The following is a 16,520-nucleotide window of genomic DNA, read 5'->3' on the forward strand; positions in this document are numbered from 1 at the left end:
AGGGGCATTAGAACAATCCGCCTCTGTTGCAACGCACAATTTCCCAGGGGAAACCAAGATGATGTTCAATGCAAACCAACTGGCCGAAGCCAACCAGGCCAGCCTGGAAAAATCGCTGCGCTTCTCGCAGATCGCCATCAGCGGCGTCGAGCGTCTGATGACGCTGCAGCTGGGCTTCGCCCGCGACTGGCTTGCCAGCCAGGCGCAGACCTCCAAATCGCTCTCCGAAGTCAAGGATGTGCAGGGCCTGATCGCACTGCAGCGTCAGCTGGCCCAGCCCGCGGTCGACAAGACCCTCGAAGTGGCCCGTTCGGTGTTCGACACTGCCAGCGCCACCCAGCATGAATTTTCCAAGCTGGTGGAAGAGCAGGTGCTCAGCTTCAACAAGAATCTGATCAGTTCGCTGGACAAGGCGGTCGATGTTGCGCCGGCAGGCGCTGGTGCCGCAGTCAGCGTCCTGCGCAATGCCGTCGAGACGACGGCGACCGCCTATGACACCGTCACCCGCACCACGCAGAAGCTGGCTGCCGAATTCGCCCAGGCTGCTGTGGAAGGCGCGGAGCAGACCGCGCAGTTTGTTGCGCGCCGGCAGGCAGTGGCCGCCGTCTGATCCCGGTTCCCCGGATTTAGGTCAAGTCCCACTTACGGGCGGCTGCAAGGCCGCCCTTTTTTGCGCCCCGACACTGGGCATCTACTGCTGCGCAGCCGTTTCGGCGCTGTTCTGCACAATGATGCGCGCCAGGGTAACTGCGATGCCTTCTGTCCCAGCAGGCTGGGTTGCCGCACCTGCCAGATAGTCGCGTGCCGCCCCATGCAGTGCCGGCCATTGGCGGCTGGCCTCGACCTGCCAGCTTGCCAGATCGAAACTGGCGGTCCCGCACGGGCCCCGCTCGGCCAGCCAGGCAAGCACATCGTGGTGCAGCAGCGACCAGTATCGTGCCAACTGCGCAAGAAAGACGCCTGCGCCCAATCCGCCTGCGCAGAGCCAACCGCCGGGCGCGGGGGCCAATGCATCGAGCCAATGGCGCGCGCGCGCGACGCTGGGCGCGTTGGCGCCGACCGCCAGCATCCAGCCGTGCTCGACCGCTGCTGCGTGATCCGCGAGCAGGGCGATGTCGATGAGATCAACGCCACTGCCCGTGCCGAACCCGCCGAGACGGTCCAGCTCGTGCGCGTTCAGTGCCACCGCCAGTACCAGCGCACCGTCGGGCAATGCATCCGGGATGGTGGAGGCCGCCACGTCGGGTGCAAGGCCCATCCTGTCGAGCCGTTCAGCCAGCCGGGAAAGCAGATCTGCCGGGGCGACGAGCAGGGTAGGGCCGGGCACGGCGGGTCAATCCGGGCAGTTGCTGACCAGATGCTTGAGCGCGTTGGGATCGAGCAGCTCGATCAGCCGGTTCTGCACCTTGATGTGTCCCTGTTCCTGGAACTTGGACAGGGTGCGGCTCACGGTTTCGAGCTTGAGCCCCAGATAGCTGCCGATCTCTTCGCGCGTCATGCGCAGGTGAAAGCTCGAAGAGGCGTAGCCGCGCAATGCAAAGCGCTGCGAGAGGTTCAGCAGGAAGGCGGCGATGCGTTCCTCGGCCTTCATATTGCCCAGCAGCAGCATCACACCATGATCGCGCACGATCTCCCGGCTCATCATCTTGTAGAAATGGTGCTGCAACGACGGGATCTTGCGGGCCAGCGTCTCCATCTCGGTGAACGGCAGCTCGCATACCTCGCTGTCCTCCAATGCGATGGCGTCGCAGGTGTGGCGATCGCTGCTGATGGCATCCATGCCGATTAGATCACCGGTCATATGAAATCCCGTCACCTGCTCGCGTCCATCCTCCGACACCACGCTGGTCTTGAAAAAACCGAGCCGGACGGCATACAGCGCATGGAACGGTTCACCGGCGCGGTACAGCGCTTCACCCCGTTTGATCGGCCTGCCCTGGGAGACCAGTGCGTCCACCTGCCGCATCTCCTCGGCAGACAGGCCCAGAGGCAGGCACAGTTCGCGCAGACTGCAGTTGGAACAGGCCTGGCGCAGGTGCTTGAGGCCGACTTCACGGACGGGAATGGAGGGGGATATGCTCATGGGCGCTCGGGAACGAGATTATGGGCCTTTGGCGGTATGCAGCAGGCCGGCCCGATATGCCTTGACTTCAATCAACAACCCACGCCTGGGACACAGGCAAGCTTGGCATTCTTCTATGAACCACTGGAAGTAGAAATGCCATGGAGTCCTACACCGATCTGCAGCGGGCGGTTTTCGATCGCGGGCTGATCGAACGCTACGACGGCCACGGCCCTCGTTATACGTCCTATCCCACGGCGGACCGCTTCGCCGACTTCGATGCACAGCGCTACAACGCCGCGATCGAGGAAAGGCAACCGGGCTCGGCTGCCAAACCGCTTTCATTATATTTCCATCTGCCGTTTTGCGACACGATCTGCTACTACTGCGCCTGCAATAAAGTCATTACCAAAGATCGCGGCAGGACGACCGAATATCTGTCTTACCTCAAGCAGGAAATCGCGCTGGCCGCCAGCCTGCTCAAACAGCGTGGCAAGGTCTGGCAGCTGCATCTGGGCGGCGGTACGCCGACCTTCTTCAGCGACGGCCAGTTGGGCGACCTGCTGGCATATGTGCATCGATACTTCGAGTTGCAGGATGGAGGTGAATATTCGATCGAGATCGATCCGCGCAAGGTGAGCAGTGCCAGCATCAGGGCCTTGGCCGGATTGGGCTTCAATCGGATGAGCGTCGGCGTGCAGGACTTCGATCCGCAGGTGCAACTGGCTGTCAACCGGGTGCAGAGCGAGGAGCAGACGCGGGCGGTGATCGATGAAGCGCGGGCGGCAGGTTTCGCCTCCGTGAGCGTGGACCTGATCTATGGCCTGCCGCTGCAGTCGCAGGCCAGTGTGCACCGTACCATCGAGCGCATCGTCGCGCTGCGGCCCGATCGGATCGCGCTGTACAACTATGCCCATCTGCCGCAGCGGTTTGCGCCGCAGCGGCGCATCGACGAAGCCAGTCTGCCCGCTGCGTCGGTCAAGCTCGATATCCTGGGCGACAGCATCCAGGCTTTGCAGGAGGCGGGCTATCTCTATATCGGCATGGATCACTTTGCCCTGCCGGAGGACGATCTTGCCGTGGCGCAGCGGCGGGGCCGGCTGCATCGTAATTTCCAGGGCTATTCCACCTACGCCGACAGTGACCTGCTGGGGTTCGGTGTCTCGGCCATCGGCCTTGTCGGCCCTGTCTACGCCCAGAACGCCAAAACGCTGGACGCCTATTACGGCGCGCTTGCCCAGGGGCGCCTGCCGACGACGCGGGGTCTTGTCATGAACCGCGACGATCTGATACGTCGCACGGTGATCCAGACCCTGATGTGCCAGTTCCGTCTGTCGTATGCGCCGTTGGAAATCAGCTACATGATTGATTTCCCCACATACTTCGCGGAAGAATTGAGCCGGCTGGCGGCATTTGCTGCCGACGGCCTGCTCCAGTTCACCAGCGACGGCCTTGAAGTCACCGCCCGCGGGCGCATGCTGGTCCGTGCCATTGCAATGGTGTTTGATTGTTACCTGAAGGCCGCGCCGCGGCCGAACGGCTATTCCCGCCTGATCTGATGCCCGTTCTGCTCCGTCTTTCCCCACATGCCTGACGCCGGTCTGCTTGCACTGTTCGTTGCCGGACTGGTCGGCGGCGGGCATTGCCTAGGGATGTGCGGCGGCGTGGTCACGGCATTCACCCTGCAATTGCCGCCGGGCCCCCGGTGGCCTTACCTGCTGGGTTTCAATGCCGGCCGATTGGCTGGGTATGCGTTGATCGGCGCCATCGCCGGCACGCTCGGCAGCCTGCCAGGGCTGCTCGCGCTCGATCCGATCAAGACTGTGCTTGCCATCCTGGCCGACCTGCTGCTTGTGGCGATGGGGCTCTACATCGCCGGCTGGGCAGGCTGGTTCACCCGGTTGGAAAAGCTGGGGGTGCCGATCTGGCGCCGCATCCAGCCCTGGTTGAGGCGATGGCTGCCGATCCGCCGTGGCTGGCACACACTGGTGGTCGGGGCGTTGTGGGGATGGCTGCCCTGCGGCCTGGTCTACTCGGCAAGTCTGTCTTCAATGGCAAGTTCTTCGACAGAAATGGGCGCGGCGATGATGCTGGCCTTTGGTCTGGGGACCTTGCCCAATCTGCTTGCGATGGGCATTGCGGCAGAATCCTTGCGGCGCGCGCTGGCCCAGGTCTGGCTCAGGCGTATCCTGGGCTTGGGCCTGGTCGCGACCGGCTGTGCGCGGCTTGCTTTCCAGCTGTAGCCGTTTCGCTTTCGTCGGCTATGCTATCCTCAAATCCGGTCATATCGTCTAGACTACCGAGCCTCAGTTTGCTTACGCACAAGAACCCATAGAATCCTGGGAGAAATGGCTGATGCCCACGCCGATCCTGGTCGTCGACGATTCCGTCATGGCCCGCAAGATGCTCATCAAGGCGCTGCCTCCCAGCTGGGATGTGGAGATCACCCAGGCCGGCAACGGCGTCGAAGCCCTCGCTGCCTATCGGGCTGGCAAGGCCGCCGTGATGTTCCTGGATCTGACCATGCCCGAATTGGATGGGTATGGCGTGCTGGAGACCTTGCAAAAGGAAGGGCTCAACAGCTTTGTCGTGGTCGTTTCGGCCGATATCCAGCCCCTGGCGCGCGAGCGGGTCCGTCAGCTTGGGGCGATCGCCTTCATCAAGAAACCGGTGGACCCGGCGCAGATCGAGTCCATACTGCGCGAATACGGCGTTGTCCTCTGACCCGGGAACTGCGATGAACGACACTCTGCTGCTCAGCCCTGATCAACGCGATGCGTTGCAGGAGGTTACCAACATCGCGATGGGTCAGGCTGGCGCCCAGCTTGCCCAGATCCTCGAAGCGTTCGTGCAGCTCTCGGTACCGCGCATCAATATCACCGAATCATCAGGCATTGCGGCCAGCATCGTGCAACTGGTCGGCACCCCACAGTCGGTGACGGCGGTCAGGCAGGCGTTCAGCGGAACACTGCGCGGTGAGGCGATGGTGGTCTATGACCAGGGCGGCTGCCGCGATCTGGCCGACCTGATGGGATACGAGGAGACCATAGACCGCGACAGCGAGCGTGAACTGCTGCTGGATGTCGGCAATGTGCTGGTCGGGGCCTGCCTCAATGGGATCGCCGAATTGCTGCAGGCAAGGCTCAGCTTCTCCGCACCCACCATCATGGCCGAGAACGTCGAGGTCGGACGTCTGATCAATCCGCAGCAGCTGACCTGGAATTACGCGCTGCTGGTCGAAGTGCACTTCACGCTGGAAATCCGCGATTTCACCTGCCACCTGCTGACGTTGATGCCCGAGGAATCCATCCTCACGCTCAAGGCAGCCTTGGATAGCTTCATGGAAAGCTTCTGACGATGGAATCGCTCTGTGATTTCATCGTCAAGGAGCTCAACGTCGGCGTGTTTGTTCTCGATCCACAGTATCGGGTGCGGCTGTGGAACCGCTTCATGGCCCATCACAGCGGGGTGAAGAGCGAGGACGCGCTCGGCCAGCCCTTGTTTGAACTCTTTCCCGAGCTGCCGCAGAAATGGCTGTCCAAGAAGGTCGACAGTGTTTTCGTGCTCAAGAACTTTGCGTTCACCTCGTGGGAGCAGCGCCCCTACCTGTTCCGCTTCCAGCACAACCGGCCGATCACTGGCGGCATCGACTTCATGCGGCAGAACTTCACCTTCATGCCGGTCAGGGACGATGCCGGCGAGGTGCAGGCGGTGGCGGTCACGCTGATCGATGCCACTGACAGCGCGATCTACCAGACCATGCTGCAGTCGGCGATGCAGCGCCTTGAAGAGAACTCCAACCGCGACGGCCTGACCGGTGTGTTCAATCGCCGCTACACCGATGCCCGGTTGTCGGACGAGATCCAGCGTATCCAGCGTTACCAGGCTGAGCCCTTCAGCGTGGTGCTGTTCGACCTGGATCACTTCAAGCAGGTGAACGACACCTATGGCCATCTGGCCGGGGACGAGGTGCTGCGCGAGGTGGCGCGCCGGGTGCAGGTGGTGCTGCGCGAGCCGGATGTTTTCGGGCGCTATGGCGGCGAGGAGTTCATCCTGATCCTGCCGCAGACCGACCAGCACGGCGCGCGCGTTGTGGCCGAACGCATACGGGCGGCGATCGCCGCCGAGCCGGTGGCCTCGGGCGAGGGCACCATCCCCGTGACCGCCAGCCTCGGCGTCGCGTGCTTCAGCCCCGAGCTTGGCACGCCGCAGGCCGTGACCCACGCTGCCGACGAGGCGCTATACCACTCCAAGCATACCGGCCGCAACCAGGTGACTGTGCATTCGCCGCAACAGGCCGCCCAGGATTGAACGTCAATTTTCCTGGTACGGATGGCCCGCTCCCAGTGCTGGCCAAGTAGCCTGATTCCAATCGGTTTATTGCTCCGTCATGGCATCCGGCGGCAGGGCGGATGGGCGATTTCGCCTGCCGGTGCCTCTCGCGACAGCCCGGTGGCGTCTATAACGTAACTGTCCGCCCGGACCAGAACTTTCCCTAGCAAGTTTGCCTAATTGAGCAAACCCGCCCGTCATCCGCTGCTGGAGGTAACCCCATGGATATCTTCAATCACTTTTCCTCGCGTTATGACCGTACCCGTGAGGAAGAGCTGTCCCTCAAGGAATACCTCGAGCTGTGCAAGCGTGAACCGGCGGCATATGCCTCGGCCGCGGAACGCATGCTGATGGCGATCGGCGAGCCCGAGCTTGTGGACACCCGGCTCGACTCTCGCCTGAGCCGGGTGTTCCAGAACAAGATGATCCGGGTCTACCCGGCATTCCGCGAGTTCTACGGCACGGAGGAGGTGATCGAACAGGTCGTCTCCTATTTCCGCCACGCCGCGCAGGGGCTGGAGGAGAAGAAGCAGATCCTTTACCTGCTGGGCCCGGTCGGCGGGGGCAAGAGCTCGATCGCCGAGAAGCTCAAGGAGCTGATGGAGCGTGTGCCGTTCTACTGCCTCAAGGGCAGCCCGGTCCACGAGTCGCCGCTTGGTCTGTTCAGCTACGAAGAGGACGGGGCGATCCTGGAAGAGGAATACGGCATTCCGCGTCGCTACCTGCGCATCATTCCAAGCCCGTGGGCGGTGAAGCGGCTGCATGAATACGGTGGCGACATCAACCAGTTCCGCGTGGTGAAGCGTTATCCCTCGGTGCTGCGCCAGATCGCCGTCGCCAAGACCGAGCCGGGCGACGAGAACAACCAGGACATCTCGTCGCTGGTCGGCAAGGTCGACATCCGCAAGCTTGAAAAGTACGCGCAGGACGACCCGGATGCTTACAGCTATTCGGGCGGCCTGTGCCTGGCGAACCAGGGCCTCCTGGAATTCGTCGAGATGTTCAAGGCGCCGATCAAGGTGCTGCATCCGCTCTTGACCGCTACGCAGGAAGGCAACTTCAAGGGCACCGAGGGCTTTGGCGCCATTCCATTCGAGGGGGTGATCCTGGCGCACTCGAATGAGTCGGAGTGGAAGCAGTTCCGTAACAACCGCAACAACGAGGCGTTCCTCGACCGGATCTACATCGTCAAGGTGCCGTACTGCCTGCGTGCGTCCGAGGAGATCCGCATCTACGACAAGCTGGTGCGCAATTCGTCGCTGGCCGAGGCGCCGTGCGCGCCGGGCACGCTGAAGATGATGGCGCAGTTCTCGATCCTGTCGCGGTTGAAGGAGCCGGAGAATTCGAGCGTCTATTCCAAGATGCAGGTTTACGACGGCGAGAATCTCAAGGACGTGGACCCCAAGGCCAAGTCGATCCAGGAGTACCGGGACTTCGCCGGCGTGGACGAGGGCATGACCGGGCTGTCCACCCGTTTTGCGTTCAAGATCCTCTCCAAGGTGTTCAATTTCGATCACCAGGAAGTGGCCGCCAACCCGGTGCATCTGCTGTACGTGCTCGAACAGAGCATCGAGCGCGAGCAGTTCCCGCAGGAGACCGAGCAGCGCTACATCAGCTACCTCAAGGAGTATCTCGCGCCGAAGTACGTCGAGTTCATCGGCAAGGAGATCCAGACCGCGTACCTCGAAAGCTATTCGGAATACGGGCAGAACATCTTCGACCGCTATGTGACCTTCGCCGATTACTGGATCCAGGACCAGGAATACCGCGATCCGGACACCGGCGAGTCGTTCGACCGCAATTCGCTCAACAACGAGCTGGAGAAGATCGAGAAACCGGCCGGCATCTCCAACCCCAAGGATTTCCGCAACGAGATCGTCAACTTCGTCCTGCGGGCGCGGGCCAACAACAATGGCAAGAACCCGGCGTGGACGAGTTACGAGAAGCTGCGCACCGTGATCGAGAAGAAGATGTTCTCCAACACCGAGGAGTTGCTGCCGGTGATCTCGTTCAATGCCAAGGGCAGTGCCGAGGAACAGAAAAAGCACGAGGACTTCGTCAACCGCATGGTGAGCAAGGGCTACACGGCCAAGCAGGTCCGGCTGCTGTGCGAATGGTATCTGCGGGTGCGCAAGTCATCGTGACGGCGTGAGCCGACGGTGCGCATGGCCGGCTGCGCCGTGCCGGGCGCGCCGCTTGCCAGGGAGCCACATTCCACGAGGTACACCATGTTCCATCTGATAGACCGGCGCTTGAACGGCAAGAACAAATCGGCGGTGAACCGCGAGCGCTTCCTCAGGCGCTTCAAGGGGCAGATCAAGGAGGCGGTGACGCGTGCGGTTAAGGATCGCTCGATCACCGACATCGAGCGTGGGGAAAAGGTCTCGATCCCGGTCAAGGACATCAACGAGCCTACGTTCGGACATGCCCAGGGTGGGGTGTGGGAACGCGTGTTCCCTGGCAACAAGGAATATGTCCGCGGTGATGAGTTCGATCGGCCGCAGGGTGGGGGCGGTGCCAGCGGCGGCGCGGGCGACGGCGGGGAAGGGCAGGACGACTTCGTATTCGAGCTCTCGCGGGAGGAGTTCCTCAATTTCTTCTTCGACGATCTGGAGCTGCCCAATCTGGTGAAGACGCAGCTGCAGCAGAGCACGGCCTTCAAGCCGGTCCGCGCGGGCTACACCAGCGATGGCACCCCGACCAACATCCATGTGCTGCGCAGCCTGCGCGGCGCACTGGGGCGGCGTATCGCGCTGTCCGCCACCCCGCTGGACGAGTTGAACGCGGCGCAGGAGCAGCTCGATGAGCTGCTGGAAACCCGTGACGAGCATGATGCCGAAGTGACTGCGCTGCGCGCGCAGATCCATGAGCACAAGGCGCGGCTGGCGCGTATCCCGTGGATCGATCCATTCGATCTGCGCTACAGCAACCGCATCCGGGTACCCAACCCCACCACGCAGGCGGTGATGTTCTGCGTGATGGATGTTTCCGGATCGATGGACGAGCAGAAGAAGGAGATCGCCAAGCGCTTCTTCATCCTGCTGTATCTGTTCCTCGAGCGGGCCTACGAGAAGATCGAAGTGGTGTTCGTGCGCCACCACACCCAGGCGTTCGAAGTGAACGAGGACGAATTCTTCCATGCGCGCGATACGGGCGGCACGGTGGTGTCCTCGGCACTGCGGCTTGTCAAGAAGATCATCGCCGAGCGCTATCCCACCAGCGACTGGAACATCTACGTCGCCCAGGCCTCGGATGGCGACAACTGGGATTCCGATTCGCCGCAGTGTCGCGATCTGCTGATCAACGACATCCTGCCGCTGCTGCAGTACTACGCCTATGTCGAGATCACCGAGGGCGAGCCGCAGAACCTGTGGTTCGAGTATCAGCAGGTGGCTGCCCGGCACGCGCATTTCGCGATGCGCCGGATCAGCGGCGCGGGCGAGATCTGGCCGGTGTTCCGCGATCTGTTCAAGAAGGTCGGCATTGGCGAACGCAGCGCCGCCTAGTATCTGCCACCGGCTGTTTTGCGGCTGCGCCGGGCCGAAGGGCCTGAGCCCCACGCCATGCGGCGCAGCCAATCACGGGTTGTGGCGAAGGAGTGCAATGCAATGGATGACTGTTTTTCGGCCCAGCCCAACCAATCCGGGACCGTCCGGGCCCGGGATGGGATCAGCAGCTGCTCGCAGCCCCCGTGCCGCAATGCCTGCGGTGTCATGCAGCCCGTCCCGGACGGTGCCGGAAGCCACCGTGTAACCCTCGACGACAGGCGCTAGCCGGAGCCCGACCATGACTTCCCTTGCCCATACCGATGAACGCCCGGCTACAAGCACGCCGCTCTCGACCGGGTCGGAGTGGACCTTCGAGCTGATCCAGCGCTATTACGACGAGATCGCGCGCGTGGCCGCCGATTTTGGGCTGGATACCTATCCCAACCAGCTGGAGATCATCTCGGCCGAGCAGATGATGGATGCCTATGCCTCGGTGGGCATGCCGGTGATGTACCACCACTGGAGCTATGGCAAGCATTTTCTGGCCACGCAGAAGAACTACCAGCGCGGCGCGATGGGGCTTGCGTATGAGATCGTGATCAATTCCAACCCTTGCATCGCCTATCTCATGGAAGAAAACACCATGACGATGCAGGCGCTGGTGATCGCGCACGCTGCGTTCGGCCATAACAGCTTCTTCAAGGGCAACTATCTGTTCCGCACCTGGACCGAGGCGGACGCCATCATCGACTACCTGGTGTTCGCCAAGCACTATATCGCCCAGTGCGAGGCGCGGTACGGTGAGGAGCAGGTGGAGGAGCTGCTCGATTCCTGCCATGCATTGATGAACTACGGCGTTGATCGCTACAAGCGGCCGCAGAAGCTGTCGCTGGCGCAGGAGCGGGCGCGTCAGGCCGAGCGCGAAGCCTATCTGCAAGGGCAGGTCAACACCCTGTGGCGCACCATTCCGCGCATGCTGGAGGAGCGCGAGGCGGCGCAGGAGCCGCAGCGCTTTCCAGCCGAGCCGCAGGAAAACCTGCTGTATTTCATCGAGAAGTTCGCACCGCTGCTTGAGCCGTGGCAGCGCGAGCTGGTGCGCATCGTGCGCAAGATCGCGCAGTATTTCTACCCGCAGCGTCAGACGCAGGTGATGAACGAAGGCTGGGCCACGTTCTGGCACTACACACTGATGAACCGGCTGTACGACGAGGGGCTGCTTTCCGATGCCGCGATGTTCGAGCTCCTGCACAGCCATACCAATGTGGTGACGCAGCCGGGCGTGGACAGCCCCTACTTCAACGGGATCAACCCGTATGCACTTGGGTTTGCCATGTACAAGGACATCCAGCGCATCTGCACCGAACCCACCGAAGAGGACCGGCACTGGTTTCCGCAGCTGGTGGACACCGATTGGCGGCAGGCACTCGATTTCGCGATGCGCAACTTCAAGGACGAAAGCTTCATCGCGCAGTACCTGTCACCCAAGCTGATCCGCGATTTCCACCTGTTCTCGATCCTGGACGACGATCAGCAGCCGCGGCTCAAGGTCTCGGCGATCCATGACGAGAGCGGTTATGCGGACATCCGCCGCCGGCTGGCTGAGCAATACAACATCGCCGCGCGCGAACCCAATATCCAGGTGTACGAGGTCAACACCCGCTCGGACCGGGCGCTGACGCTGCGCCACTATCAATACCAGCGCCGGCCGTTGGCCAACAGCGTGCACGAGGTGCTCAAGCACGTTGCCCGCCTGTGGGGGTTCAGCGTCAAGCTCGAAAGCGTGGATGACACTGGCCGGGTCATCCTTTCCTATGAATGCAAGGTGGAAAAGCGCCACGGTCAGTAGGCCTGGCATACTCCTGCATACCGTAGCGCAGCAGGGCGCTGATCGGGGTACCGGCCGTGCACGGCAAGCATGCGTGACTGCCCTGCGTCAGGCTGGCAGCTTGCGTGAGGCCGTCGCATTGCGATCATTGCCAGTCCTGCGTGCCGTGGGTCCGGTTGTCATACATAGCACCGGCATGCAACGCCCACTACGGTGCCATGCCGCGTCGCCCTCGTCTTGCACGGTGCCGCGCCATCCTCCTACAGCCATGCACGGCGTACGCGGCTAGGGTAAGGCCATACCCTGCAGTGCAAGGAGGAGCATCATGGCATTCCGACACAACCACACCGATCCCAAAGCACTCGTCAGCGAAGATCCCAAGTTGCACAAGGCCGGCATCGCGGTCGGTACCGCGGCGGGCAGTGCGTTGGGGATAGGGACTTCGATCGCTGCTGGTGCATCCATCGGCACTGCCGCAGGCCCGGTGGGCACCATTGCCGGCGCTGTGGTCGGTGCCGTGGCCGGCGCTTTTGCCGGTCAGGCCATTGCCGAGCAGTTCGAGGCGGACAAGGAAGACGACTACTGGCGTGAGCACGTACGCGACGAACCGTATTACCAGCAAGGGCACACCTACGAGGACTATGCCGGCGCATTGCGCGTCGGCTATCTGGGCCGGTTGCGCTACCCGGATCAAAGCTTCGATGAGGTCGAGGCCCAGCTCAGCGAGGAATACGCGCGCCAGCATGGCACCACCACATTGACATGGCCGCAGGCGCGCGAAGCGGCGCGCGCCGCATGGATGCGGGCACACACCCGGCTGCACCATCACTGACGGCCCCGGACGCGGCAAGCCCGTCCCGGGCTGCCGCCGCAGCGGCTGCGGTATGACGCGCTGCGGCATATACAGCATCGGGCTTGCCCGGATGCCGGTGATACCTCGTCCATGATCCAGGTGGGTGGCATGCGCGGCAGCATGCCACCCACCGGTATTTGTGTCCCGCTGGTCTTGGTCGGTTTTTACTTGGGCAGTGCGGCATTGAATCGTATAGGTGAGCGTAGGTGCTGGTTTGCCGCCGATTGAACGGGGCAAGGCAGTGCATGGCCAATTGTCCGCCGGGAGCTGCGATGCGCCGCAACGAGCCAACCACCCAGACCGAAATACCGGTCGACCCGCAACGCCCGCTGGTCAGCAGGACGGATCTGAGCAGCCGGATCACCTATGCCAATCCGGCCTTCGTTAAGATCAGCGGGTTTTCCAAGGGCGAATTGATCGGGCAGCCGCACAACATCGTCCGCCATCCTGATATGCCGCAAGCCGCGTTTGCCGACCTGTGGCGCACCATCCAGTCCGGACAACCCTGGCGTGGGCTGGTGAAGAACCGCTGTGCCAATGGTGATTTCTACTGGGTCGATGCGTACGTGACATCATTGACCGAGCAGGGTCGCCCGGTGGGCTACATGTCGGTCCGGGGGACCCCGGGCCGGGACCAGGTGGCACAGGCCGAAGCGCTGTACCGGGCCGTGAATGAAGGACGCGCCCGGTTTCCCGCTACACACTGGCCACGCACGCTGGCCTTGCAGTGGCGTGCGGCACTGGTGCTGCTGGCAGCGCTGCTGCCGGTGCTGGCCACCGCGTTGTGGCCGCAATGGCGCTGGGGGTGGGTGGTATTGGCCGCACTGGTGGCAGGGGCGGGCTGGCTGTGGCTGCGGGCAAGCTGGCGGGCACCACTTGCCAGGGTGGTCGACGCCTTCTCCAGCCTTGCCGAAGGCAACTTCCGCTTTGAGGTGGATACCAAGGCGCCCACCGAACTGGCCGCGGTGCTGCTGCGGCTGGAAAGCATGCGCATCAACCTGCGCGCCATCATTGCCGATGTGATCGGTGCCAGCGGTGACGTAGGCCGGCGTGCCGATGAGCTGGCGCACGAGGCGCAGTCGCTGCGCAACCGTGCGACCACCCAGTCCGGCGGCATGTCCAGCGTCGTTGCGGCGCTGGAGCAGCTCAATGTGTCGGTGCAGGAGATCCACCAATCCACCCAACTGAGCGCGGAACACGCAGGCCGGGCCGCAGATCTGAGCGTTGAGGGCGCGCAGGTAGTGGCGCAGGCGCAAGCGGTCAACCATGAAGCGGTGAAAGTGATCGAACGCGCCCGCGAGACGCTGGGCACGCTCAATCAGGCGGTGCAGGAGATCAACGCGGTGACGTTGACCATCCGCGGTATCGCCGAACAGACCAATCTGCTGGCGCTCAATGCCTCCATCGAAGCGGCGCGTGCCGGGGAGCAGGGCCGCGGCTTTGCGGTGGTGGCGGACGAGGTGAGGCAATTGGCCGAGCGCACCAGCTACAGCACCGGCACCATCAGCAACACCATCCAGGCCGTGGCCGATCGGGCCGCACGGGCGATCGAGGATATGGATCAGGCGGTCAGCGCGGTGCAGCGCGGGGTCGGAGTGATCGACAGCTGTAACGCCACGTTGCAGGAAATCCGCGATGCAAGCCAGTCGGTCGGGCAATCGACGCAGGGCATCGATGCCATGCTCGATCAACAGGCGCAGGCGGCACACGATGTGGCCAACAACATGGAGCAGATCAGCGCGCTGGCCGAGCAGAACAGCAATTCGGTCGGGCAGGTGACCCAGTCGGCCGCGCACCTTGCCCAGGTGGCCGAAGCGCTGCAGGCGCTGCTCCGGCAATTCGAGAAGTCGCTATGACGCGTGTTCAGGCCGCGGCGACACCCGGCGTGCCCACCATTGCCACAGCAGCAGCATGGTGCCGGCAATGGCGAGTCCCCAGAACGGCGCAGTCGGCCTTGCCTTGTTGATCTGCGGCAGGCCGGACCAGACCTGGACCGTCACGTCGTCGAGTTCGACATTGTGCATCTGCATCAGACCGAGCCAGACATTCACCTGCTGTGCCTGATCGAACCAGCCGGGCGCTGCCGCCTGGGTGACGCGGAACACTTCGCCGGCCTTGGCGGTGTTGCGCGTCAACCCGTTGAGCGTATGGCGCTCGGTGATGCCTTGCGCGTGCTGCCAACCCGCCTGCCACAACGTGGTCGCCGCGCCGTCTTCCCGCGCGCGCCCGGCCACGGAGACGACGATGGTGTAGGGGTTGGTCGCAGGCAGGATATCGAGCGGGGGGCTGTGCCAATTGCTGGTATGGGCAAGCGGCATCTGTTCGGTCTGGCCGCCGGTGAAGGCCGGGGTGCTGGGCCGGAACTGGGCGAGCTCATCCAGCTTGGTGCGGGGCAGTGCGTACTGCGCGAGCAGTGTCTGCCCGTAGCGGGGTTCGGTGGTCTCTTCATGATCGCCGGCACTGACCAGATCGCAGGCGTCGTACAGCAGCAAGCCCGCGACGAGCCATACCCCTCGTCCTGCCATGATGTTCGCCATCGCCGTTCCTCTGATCGTTCTGTTATATGAACACCCTGTGCCGGTGTTGCTCATCCGGGCGGAACGACAATTGTTACCCGTCGTGCACGGACCTGCCCATTATTGAATAAACAAACAAAGAAAGTAAATTGAAAGAATTGGGCGGCACGGATGGTGTGGCCGGGATACCGCGCTGCAGCTTGAATGCACGATTTCCCACGCAAGCGGGTGGGCGACATACGGGTTCATCCGGCCGCTCCACGGAAGGAGGCGGTGCATAAGCGTGTTTTTGATGTAAGCTGTCCCTCTTTCAGCCCCAGAGGTCATGCCATGCTGCTTGACGCCGTGCTTGCCGCTGCGCATTTCATTGCCATCTTTTTGCTGATCACATTCCTGGCCATCGAAACCGTCCTGTGCCGGCGCGAGTGGATGCCCGGTGCCGCCGCCCGGCTGGCACGCTACGACCTGCTGTATTTCCTGATGGCGGTGACGGTGCTCGCCACCGGCCTGCTGCGGCTCTATCTGGGTGCACATGGCACGGCCATGCTGCTGCCCAATCCATTGTTCCATGCCAAGGTGGGGCTCTTTGTGCTGATCGGCCTCATCTCGGTCTATCCGACACGGCGTTTCCAGTCGTGGCGCCGGTCTGTACGGACCGACGCGGCATTCGTGCCGCAGCCGGACGACCTGCGTCGGGTGCGGATCTGTCTGATGCTGGAAACCCATCTGATCGTGCTGCTGCCCATCCTGGCGGCCTGCATGGCCCGCGGTATCGGCCTGTAGGCGCCTCGCGCCGCAGCCTGGACACAGGAGGTGCCGATGTCGCTGCAGACGCTGTCGCTCTATCTGGCAGCCTGTTTCATGGTCACCGCCATCCCGGGGCCGACCATGCTGCTGGCGTTGACCAACGGCGCCTCGCGCAACTGGCGTGTCGCCCTGATGGGCATGCTGGGTGCGGCCACGTCGGACCTGCTGCTGATCGGCGCAGTGGCGGTGGGCCTTGGTGCCGTGCTGGCCGCTTCCGAGGTGCTGTTCTCGGTGGTGAAGTGGCTGGGCGTGGCCTATCTCGTCTGGCTGGCAGTACAACTGTGGCGGGCGCCGGTGATGGCGCCGCTGCAGATCGGGGAGGGCACCACGGGGGCCACCCGGGCGTTTGTCCGCAGCCTGCTGGTGGCGCTCTCCAATCCCAAGGGGCTGTTGTTCTTCTCGGCCTTCCTGCCGCAATTCATCGATACCGGCGCACCCCAGGCACCGCAATACCTCATGCTGGCGCTCGCCACCGCCGCGCTCGATCTGGCGGTGATGGCCGGCTATGCCGCCGGGGGCGCCCAGCTGGCCCGGCTGCTGTCGATACGCTGGCTGCGCCGCCTGAACCGTGCCTGCGCCGCCATGCTGGTCTCCCTTGCCGCATTGCTTGCGGCCTATCGGCACGCCAGCCGCTGAG

General features: G+C 63.1%; 16 protein-coding genes. 13 read left to right on the plus strand and 3 right to left on the minus strand.

Annotation, left to right across the window (positions count from 1 at the left end; all coding sequences use genetic code 11):
• Positions 1–58: 58 nt before the first annotated feature.
• On the plus strand, positions 59–610 hold the full coding sequence (locus tag N8I74_RS09285) for a phasin family protein (protein ID WP_263126610.1): 552 nt from the start codon (positions 59–61) through the stop codon (positions 608–610).
• An 81-nt stretch (positions 611–691) separates the two neighbouring features.
• Here the strand turns inward: N8I74_RS09285 and N8I74_RS09290 are convergent, their stop codons facing one another.
• On the minus strand, positions 692–1,327 hold the full coding sequence (locus N8I74_RS09290) for a hypothetical protein (protein ID WP_263126611.1): 636 nt from the start codon (positions 1,325–1,327) through the stop codon (positions 692–694).
• Positions 1,328–1,333: 6 nt separating this feature from the next.
• The gene (gene fnr / locus N8I74_RS09295; protein WP_263126612.1) at positions 1,334–2,083 is read right to left on the minus strand and encodes a fumarate/nitrate reduction transcriptional regulator Fnr; all 750 of its coding nucleotides are present in this window, start codon (positions 2,081–2,083) and stop codon (positions 1,334–1,336) included.
• Positions 2,084–2,223: 140 nt separating this feature from the next.
• Here fnr and hemN point away from each other — a divergent pair, with 140 nt between their 5' ends.
• The 10 genes from hemN (at position 2,224) to N8I74_RS09345 (ending at position 14,416) form a co-directional block, all read left to right on the plus strand.
• Positions 2,224–3,621: an oxygen-independent coproporphyrinogen III oxidase gene (gene hemN, locus N8I74_RS09300; RefSeq protein WP_263126613.1), complete on the plus strand. Its 1,398-nt coding sequence runs from the start codon at positions 2,224–2,226 to the stop codon at positions 3,619–3,621.
• Positions 3,622–3,648: 27 nt separating this feature from the next.
• Entirely contained in the window at positions 3,649–4,305 is a 657-nt protein-coding gene (locus tag N8I74_RS09305; RefSeq protein WP_263126614.1) for a sulfite exporter TauE/SafE family protein, read from the plus strand.
• Between the two features lie 112 nt (positions 4,306–4,417).
• Positions 4,418–4,786, plus strand: coding sequence for a response regulator (locus tag N8I74_RS09310; RefSeq protein WP_263126615.1), 369 nt, complete (start codon positions 4,418–4,420; stop codon positions 4,784–4,786).
• Between the two features lie 13 nt (positions 4,787–4,799).
• Positions 4,800–5,417 (plus strand): chemotaxis protein CheC, encoded by a 618-nt coding sequence (locus N8I74_RS09315; RefSeq protein WP_263126616.1) that lies wholly within the window; start codon positions 4,800–4,802, stop codon positions 5,415–5,417.
• 2 nt (positions 5,418–5,419) lie between these two features.
• Positions 5,420–6,373 carry a GGDEF domain-containing protein gene (locus N8I74_RS09320; RefSeq protein ID WP_263126617.1) on the plus strand — a complete coding sequence of 318 codons (954 nt, stop codon included), beginning with the start codon at positions 5,420–5,422 and terminating at the stop codon, positions 6,371–6,373.
• A 242-nt stretch (positions 6,374–6,615) separates the two neighbouring features.
• Entirely contained in the window at positions 6,616–8,538 is a 1,923-nt protein-coding gene (locus N8I74_RS09325) for a PrkA family serine protein kinase (protein ID WP_263126618.1), read from the plus strand.
• 84 nt (positions 8,539–8,622) lie between these two features.
• Positions 8,623–9,900: a YeaH/YhbH family protein gene (locus tag N8I74_RS09330; RefSeq protein WP_263126619.1), complete on the plus strand. Its 1,278-nt coding sequence runs from the start codon at positions 8,623–8,625 to the stop codon at positions 9,898–9,900.
• Between the two features lie 280 nt (positions 9,901–10,180).
• Positions 10,181–11,728, plus strand: a complete 1,548-nt coding sequence (locus tag N8I74_RS09335) for a SpoVR family protein (protein WP_263126620.1) — start codon at positions 10,181–10,183, stop codon at positions 11,726–11,728.
• 304 nt (positions 11,729–12,032) lie between these two features.
• Positions 12,033–12,539, plus strand: coding sequence for a hypothetical protein (locus tag N8I74_RS09340; protein ID WP_263126621.1), 507 nt, complete (start codon positions 12,033–12,035; stop codon positions 12,537–12,539).
• Positions 12,540–12,832: 293 nt separating this feature from the next.
• A complete protein-coding gene (locus N8I74_RS09345; RefSeq protein ID WP_263126622.1) occupies positions 12,833–14,416 on the plus strand; it encodes a methyl-accepting chemotaxis protein in 1,584 nt (527 codons plus the stop codon).
• Here the strand turns inward: N8I74_RS09345 and N8I74_RS09350 are convergent.
• Positions 14,411–15,097: a hypothetical protein gene (locus N8I74_RS09350; RefSeq protein WP_263126623.1), complete on the minus strand. Its 687-nt coding sequence runs from the start codon at positions 15,095–15,097 to the stop codon at positions 14,411–14,413. The genes N8I74_RS09345 and N8I74_RS09350 overlap by 6 nt on opposite strands.
• 309 nt (positions 15,098–15,406) lie before the next feature.
• Between N8I74_RS09350 and N8I74_RS09355 the strand changes: the two genes are divergently transcribed.
• Positions 15,407–15,859, plus strand: a complete 453-nt coding sequence (locus N8I74_RS09355) for a DUF2214 family protein (protein WP_263126624.1) — start codon at positions 15,407–15,409, stop codon at positions 15,857–15,859.
• Between the two features lie 36 nt (positions 15,860–15,895).
• On the plus strand, positions 15,896–16,519 hold the full coding sequence (locus tag N8I74_RS09360) for a LysE family translocator (RefSeq protein ID WP_263126625.1): 624 nt from the start codon (positions 15,896–15,898) through the stop codon (positions 16,517–16,519).
• Position 16,520: the final 1 nt, after the last annotated feature.

The sequence above is a fragment of the Chitiniphilus purpureus genome (genome assembly GCF_025642115.1).
Lineage (GTDB): Bacteria > Pseudomonadota > Gammaproteobacteria > Burkholderiales > Chitinibacteraceae > Chitiniphilus > Chitiniphilus purpureus.

What these genes read in the sequence shown, in the direction of transcription:
- N8I74_RS09285 (WP_263126610.1), top strand. Translation starts at nt 59, where the DNA reads ATGATGTTCAATGCAAACCAACTGGCCGAAGCCAACCAGGCCAGCCTG.
- fnr (WP_263126612.1), bottom strand. Translation starts at nt 2,083, where the DNA reads ATGAGCATATCCCCCTCCATTCCCGTCCGTGAAGTCGGCCTCAAGCAC.
- hemN (WP_263126613.1), top strand. Translation starts at nt 2,224, where the DNA reads ATGGAGTCCTACACCGATCTGCAGCGGGCGGTTTTCGATCGCGGGCTG.
- N8I74_RS09305 (WP_263126614.1), top strand. Translation starts at nt 3,649, where the DNA reads ATGCCTGACGCCGGTCTGCTTGCACTGTTCGTTGCCGGACTGGTCGGC.
- N8I74_RS09310 (WP_263126615.1), top strand. Translation starts at nt 4,418, where the DNA reads ATGCCCACGCCGATCCTGGTCGTCGACGATTCCGTCATGGCCCGCAAG.
- N8I74_RS09315 (WP_263126616.1), top strand. Translation starts at nt 4,800, where the DNA reads ATGAACGACACTCTGCTGCTCAGCCCTGATCAACGCGATGCGTTGCAG.
- N8I74_RS09320 (WP_263126617.1), top strand. Translation starts at nt 5,420, where the DNA reads ATGGAATCGCTCTGTGATTTCATCGTCAAGGAGCTCAACGTCGGCGTG.
- N8I74_RS09325 (WP_263126618.1), top strand. Translation starts at nt 6,616, where the DNA reads ATGGATATCTTCAATCACTTTTCCTCGCGTTATGACCGTACCCGTGAG.
- N8I74_RS09330 (WP_263126619.1), top strand. Translation starts at nt 8,623, where the DNA reads ATGTTCCATCTGATAGACCGGCGCTTGAACGGCAAGAACAAATCGGCG.
- N8I74_RS09335 (WP_263126620.1), top strand. Translation starts at nt 10,181, where the DNA reads ATGACTTCCCTTGCCCATACCGATGAACGCCCGGCTACAAGCACGCCG.
- N8I74_RS09340 (WP_263126621.1), top strand. Translation starts at nt 12,033, where the DNA reads ATGGCATTCCGACACAACCACACCGATCCCAAAGCACTCGTCAGCGAA.
- N8I74_RS09345 (WP_263126622.1), top strand. Translation starts at nt 12,833, where the DNA reads ATGCGCCGCAACGAGCCAACCACCCAGACCGAAATACCGGTCGACCCG.
- N8I74_RS09350 (WP_263126623.1), bottom strand. Translation starts at nt 15,097, where the DNA reads ATGGCGAACATCATGGCAGGACGAGGGGTATGGCTCGTCGCGGGCTTG.
- N8I74_RS09355 (WP_263126624.1), top strand. Translation starts at nt 15,407, where the DNA reads ATGCTGCTTGACGCCGTGCTTGCCGCTGCGCATTTCATTGCCATCTTT.
- N8I74_RS09360 (WP_263126625.1), top strand. Translation starts at nt 15,896, where the DNA reads ATGTCGCTGCAGACGCTGTCGCTCTATCTGGCAGCCTGTTTCATGGTC.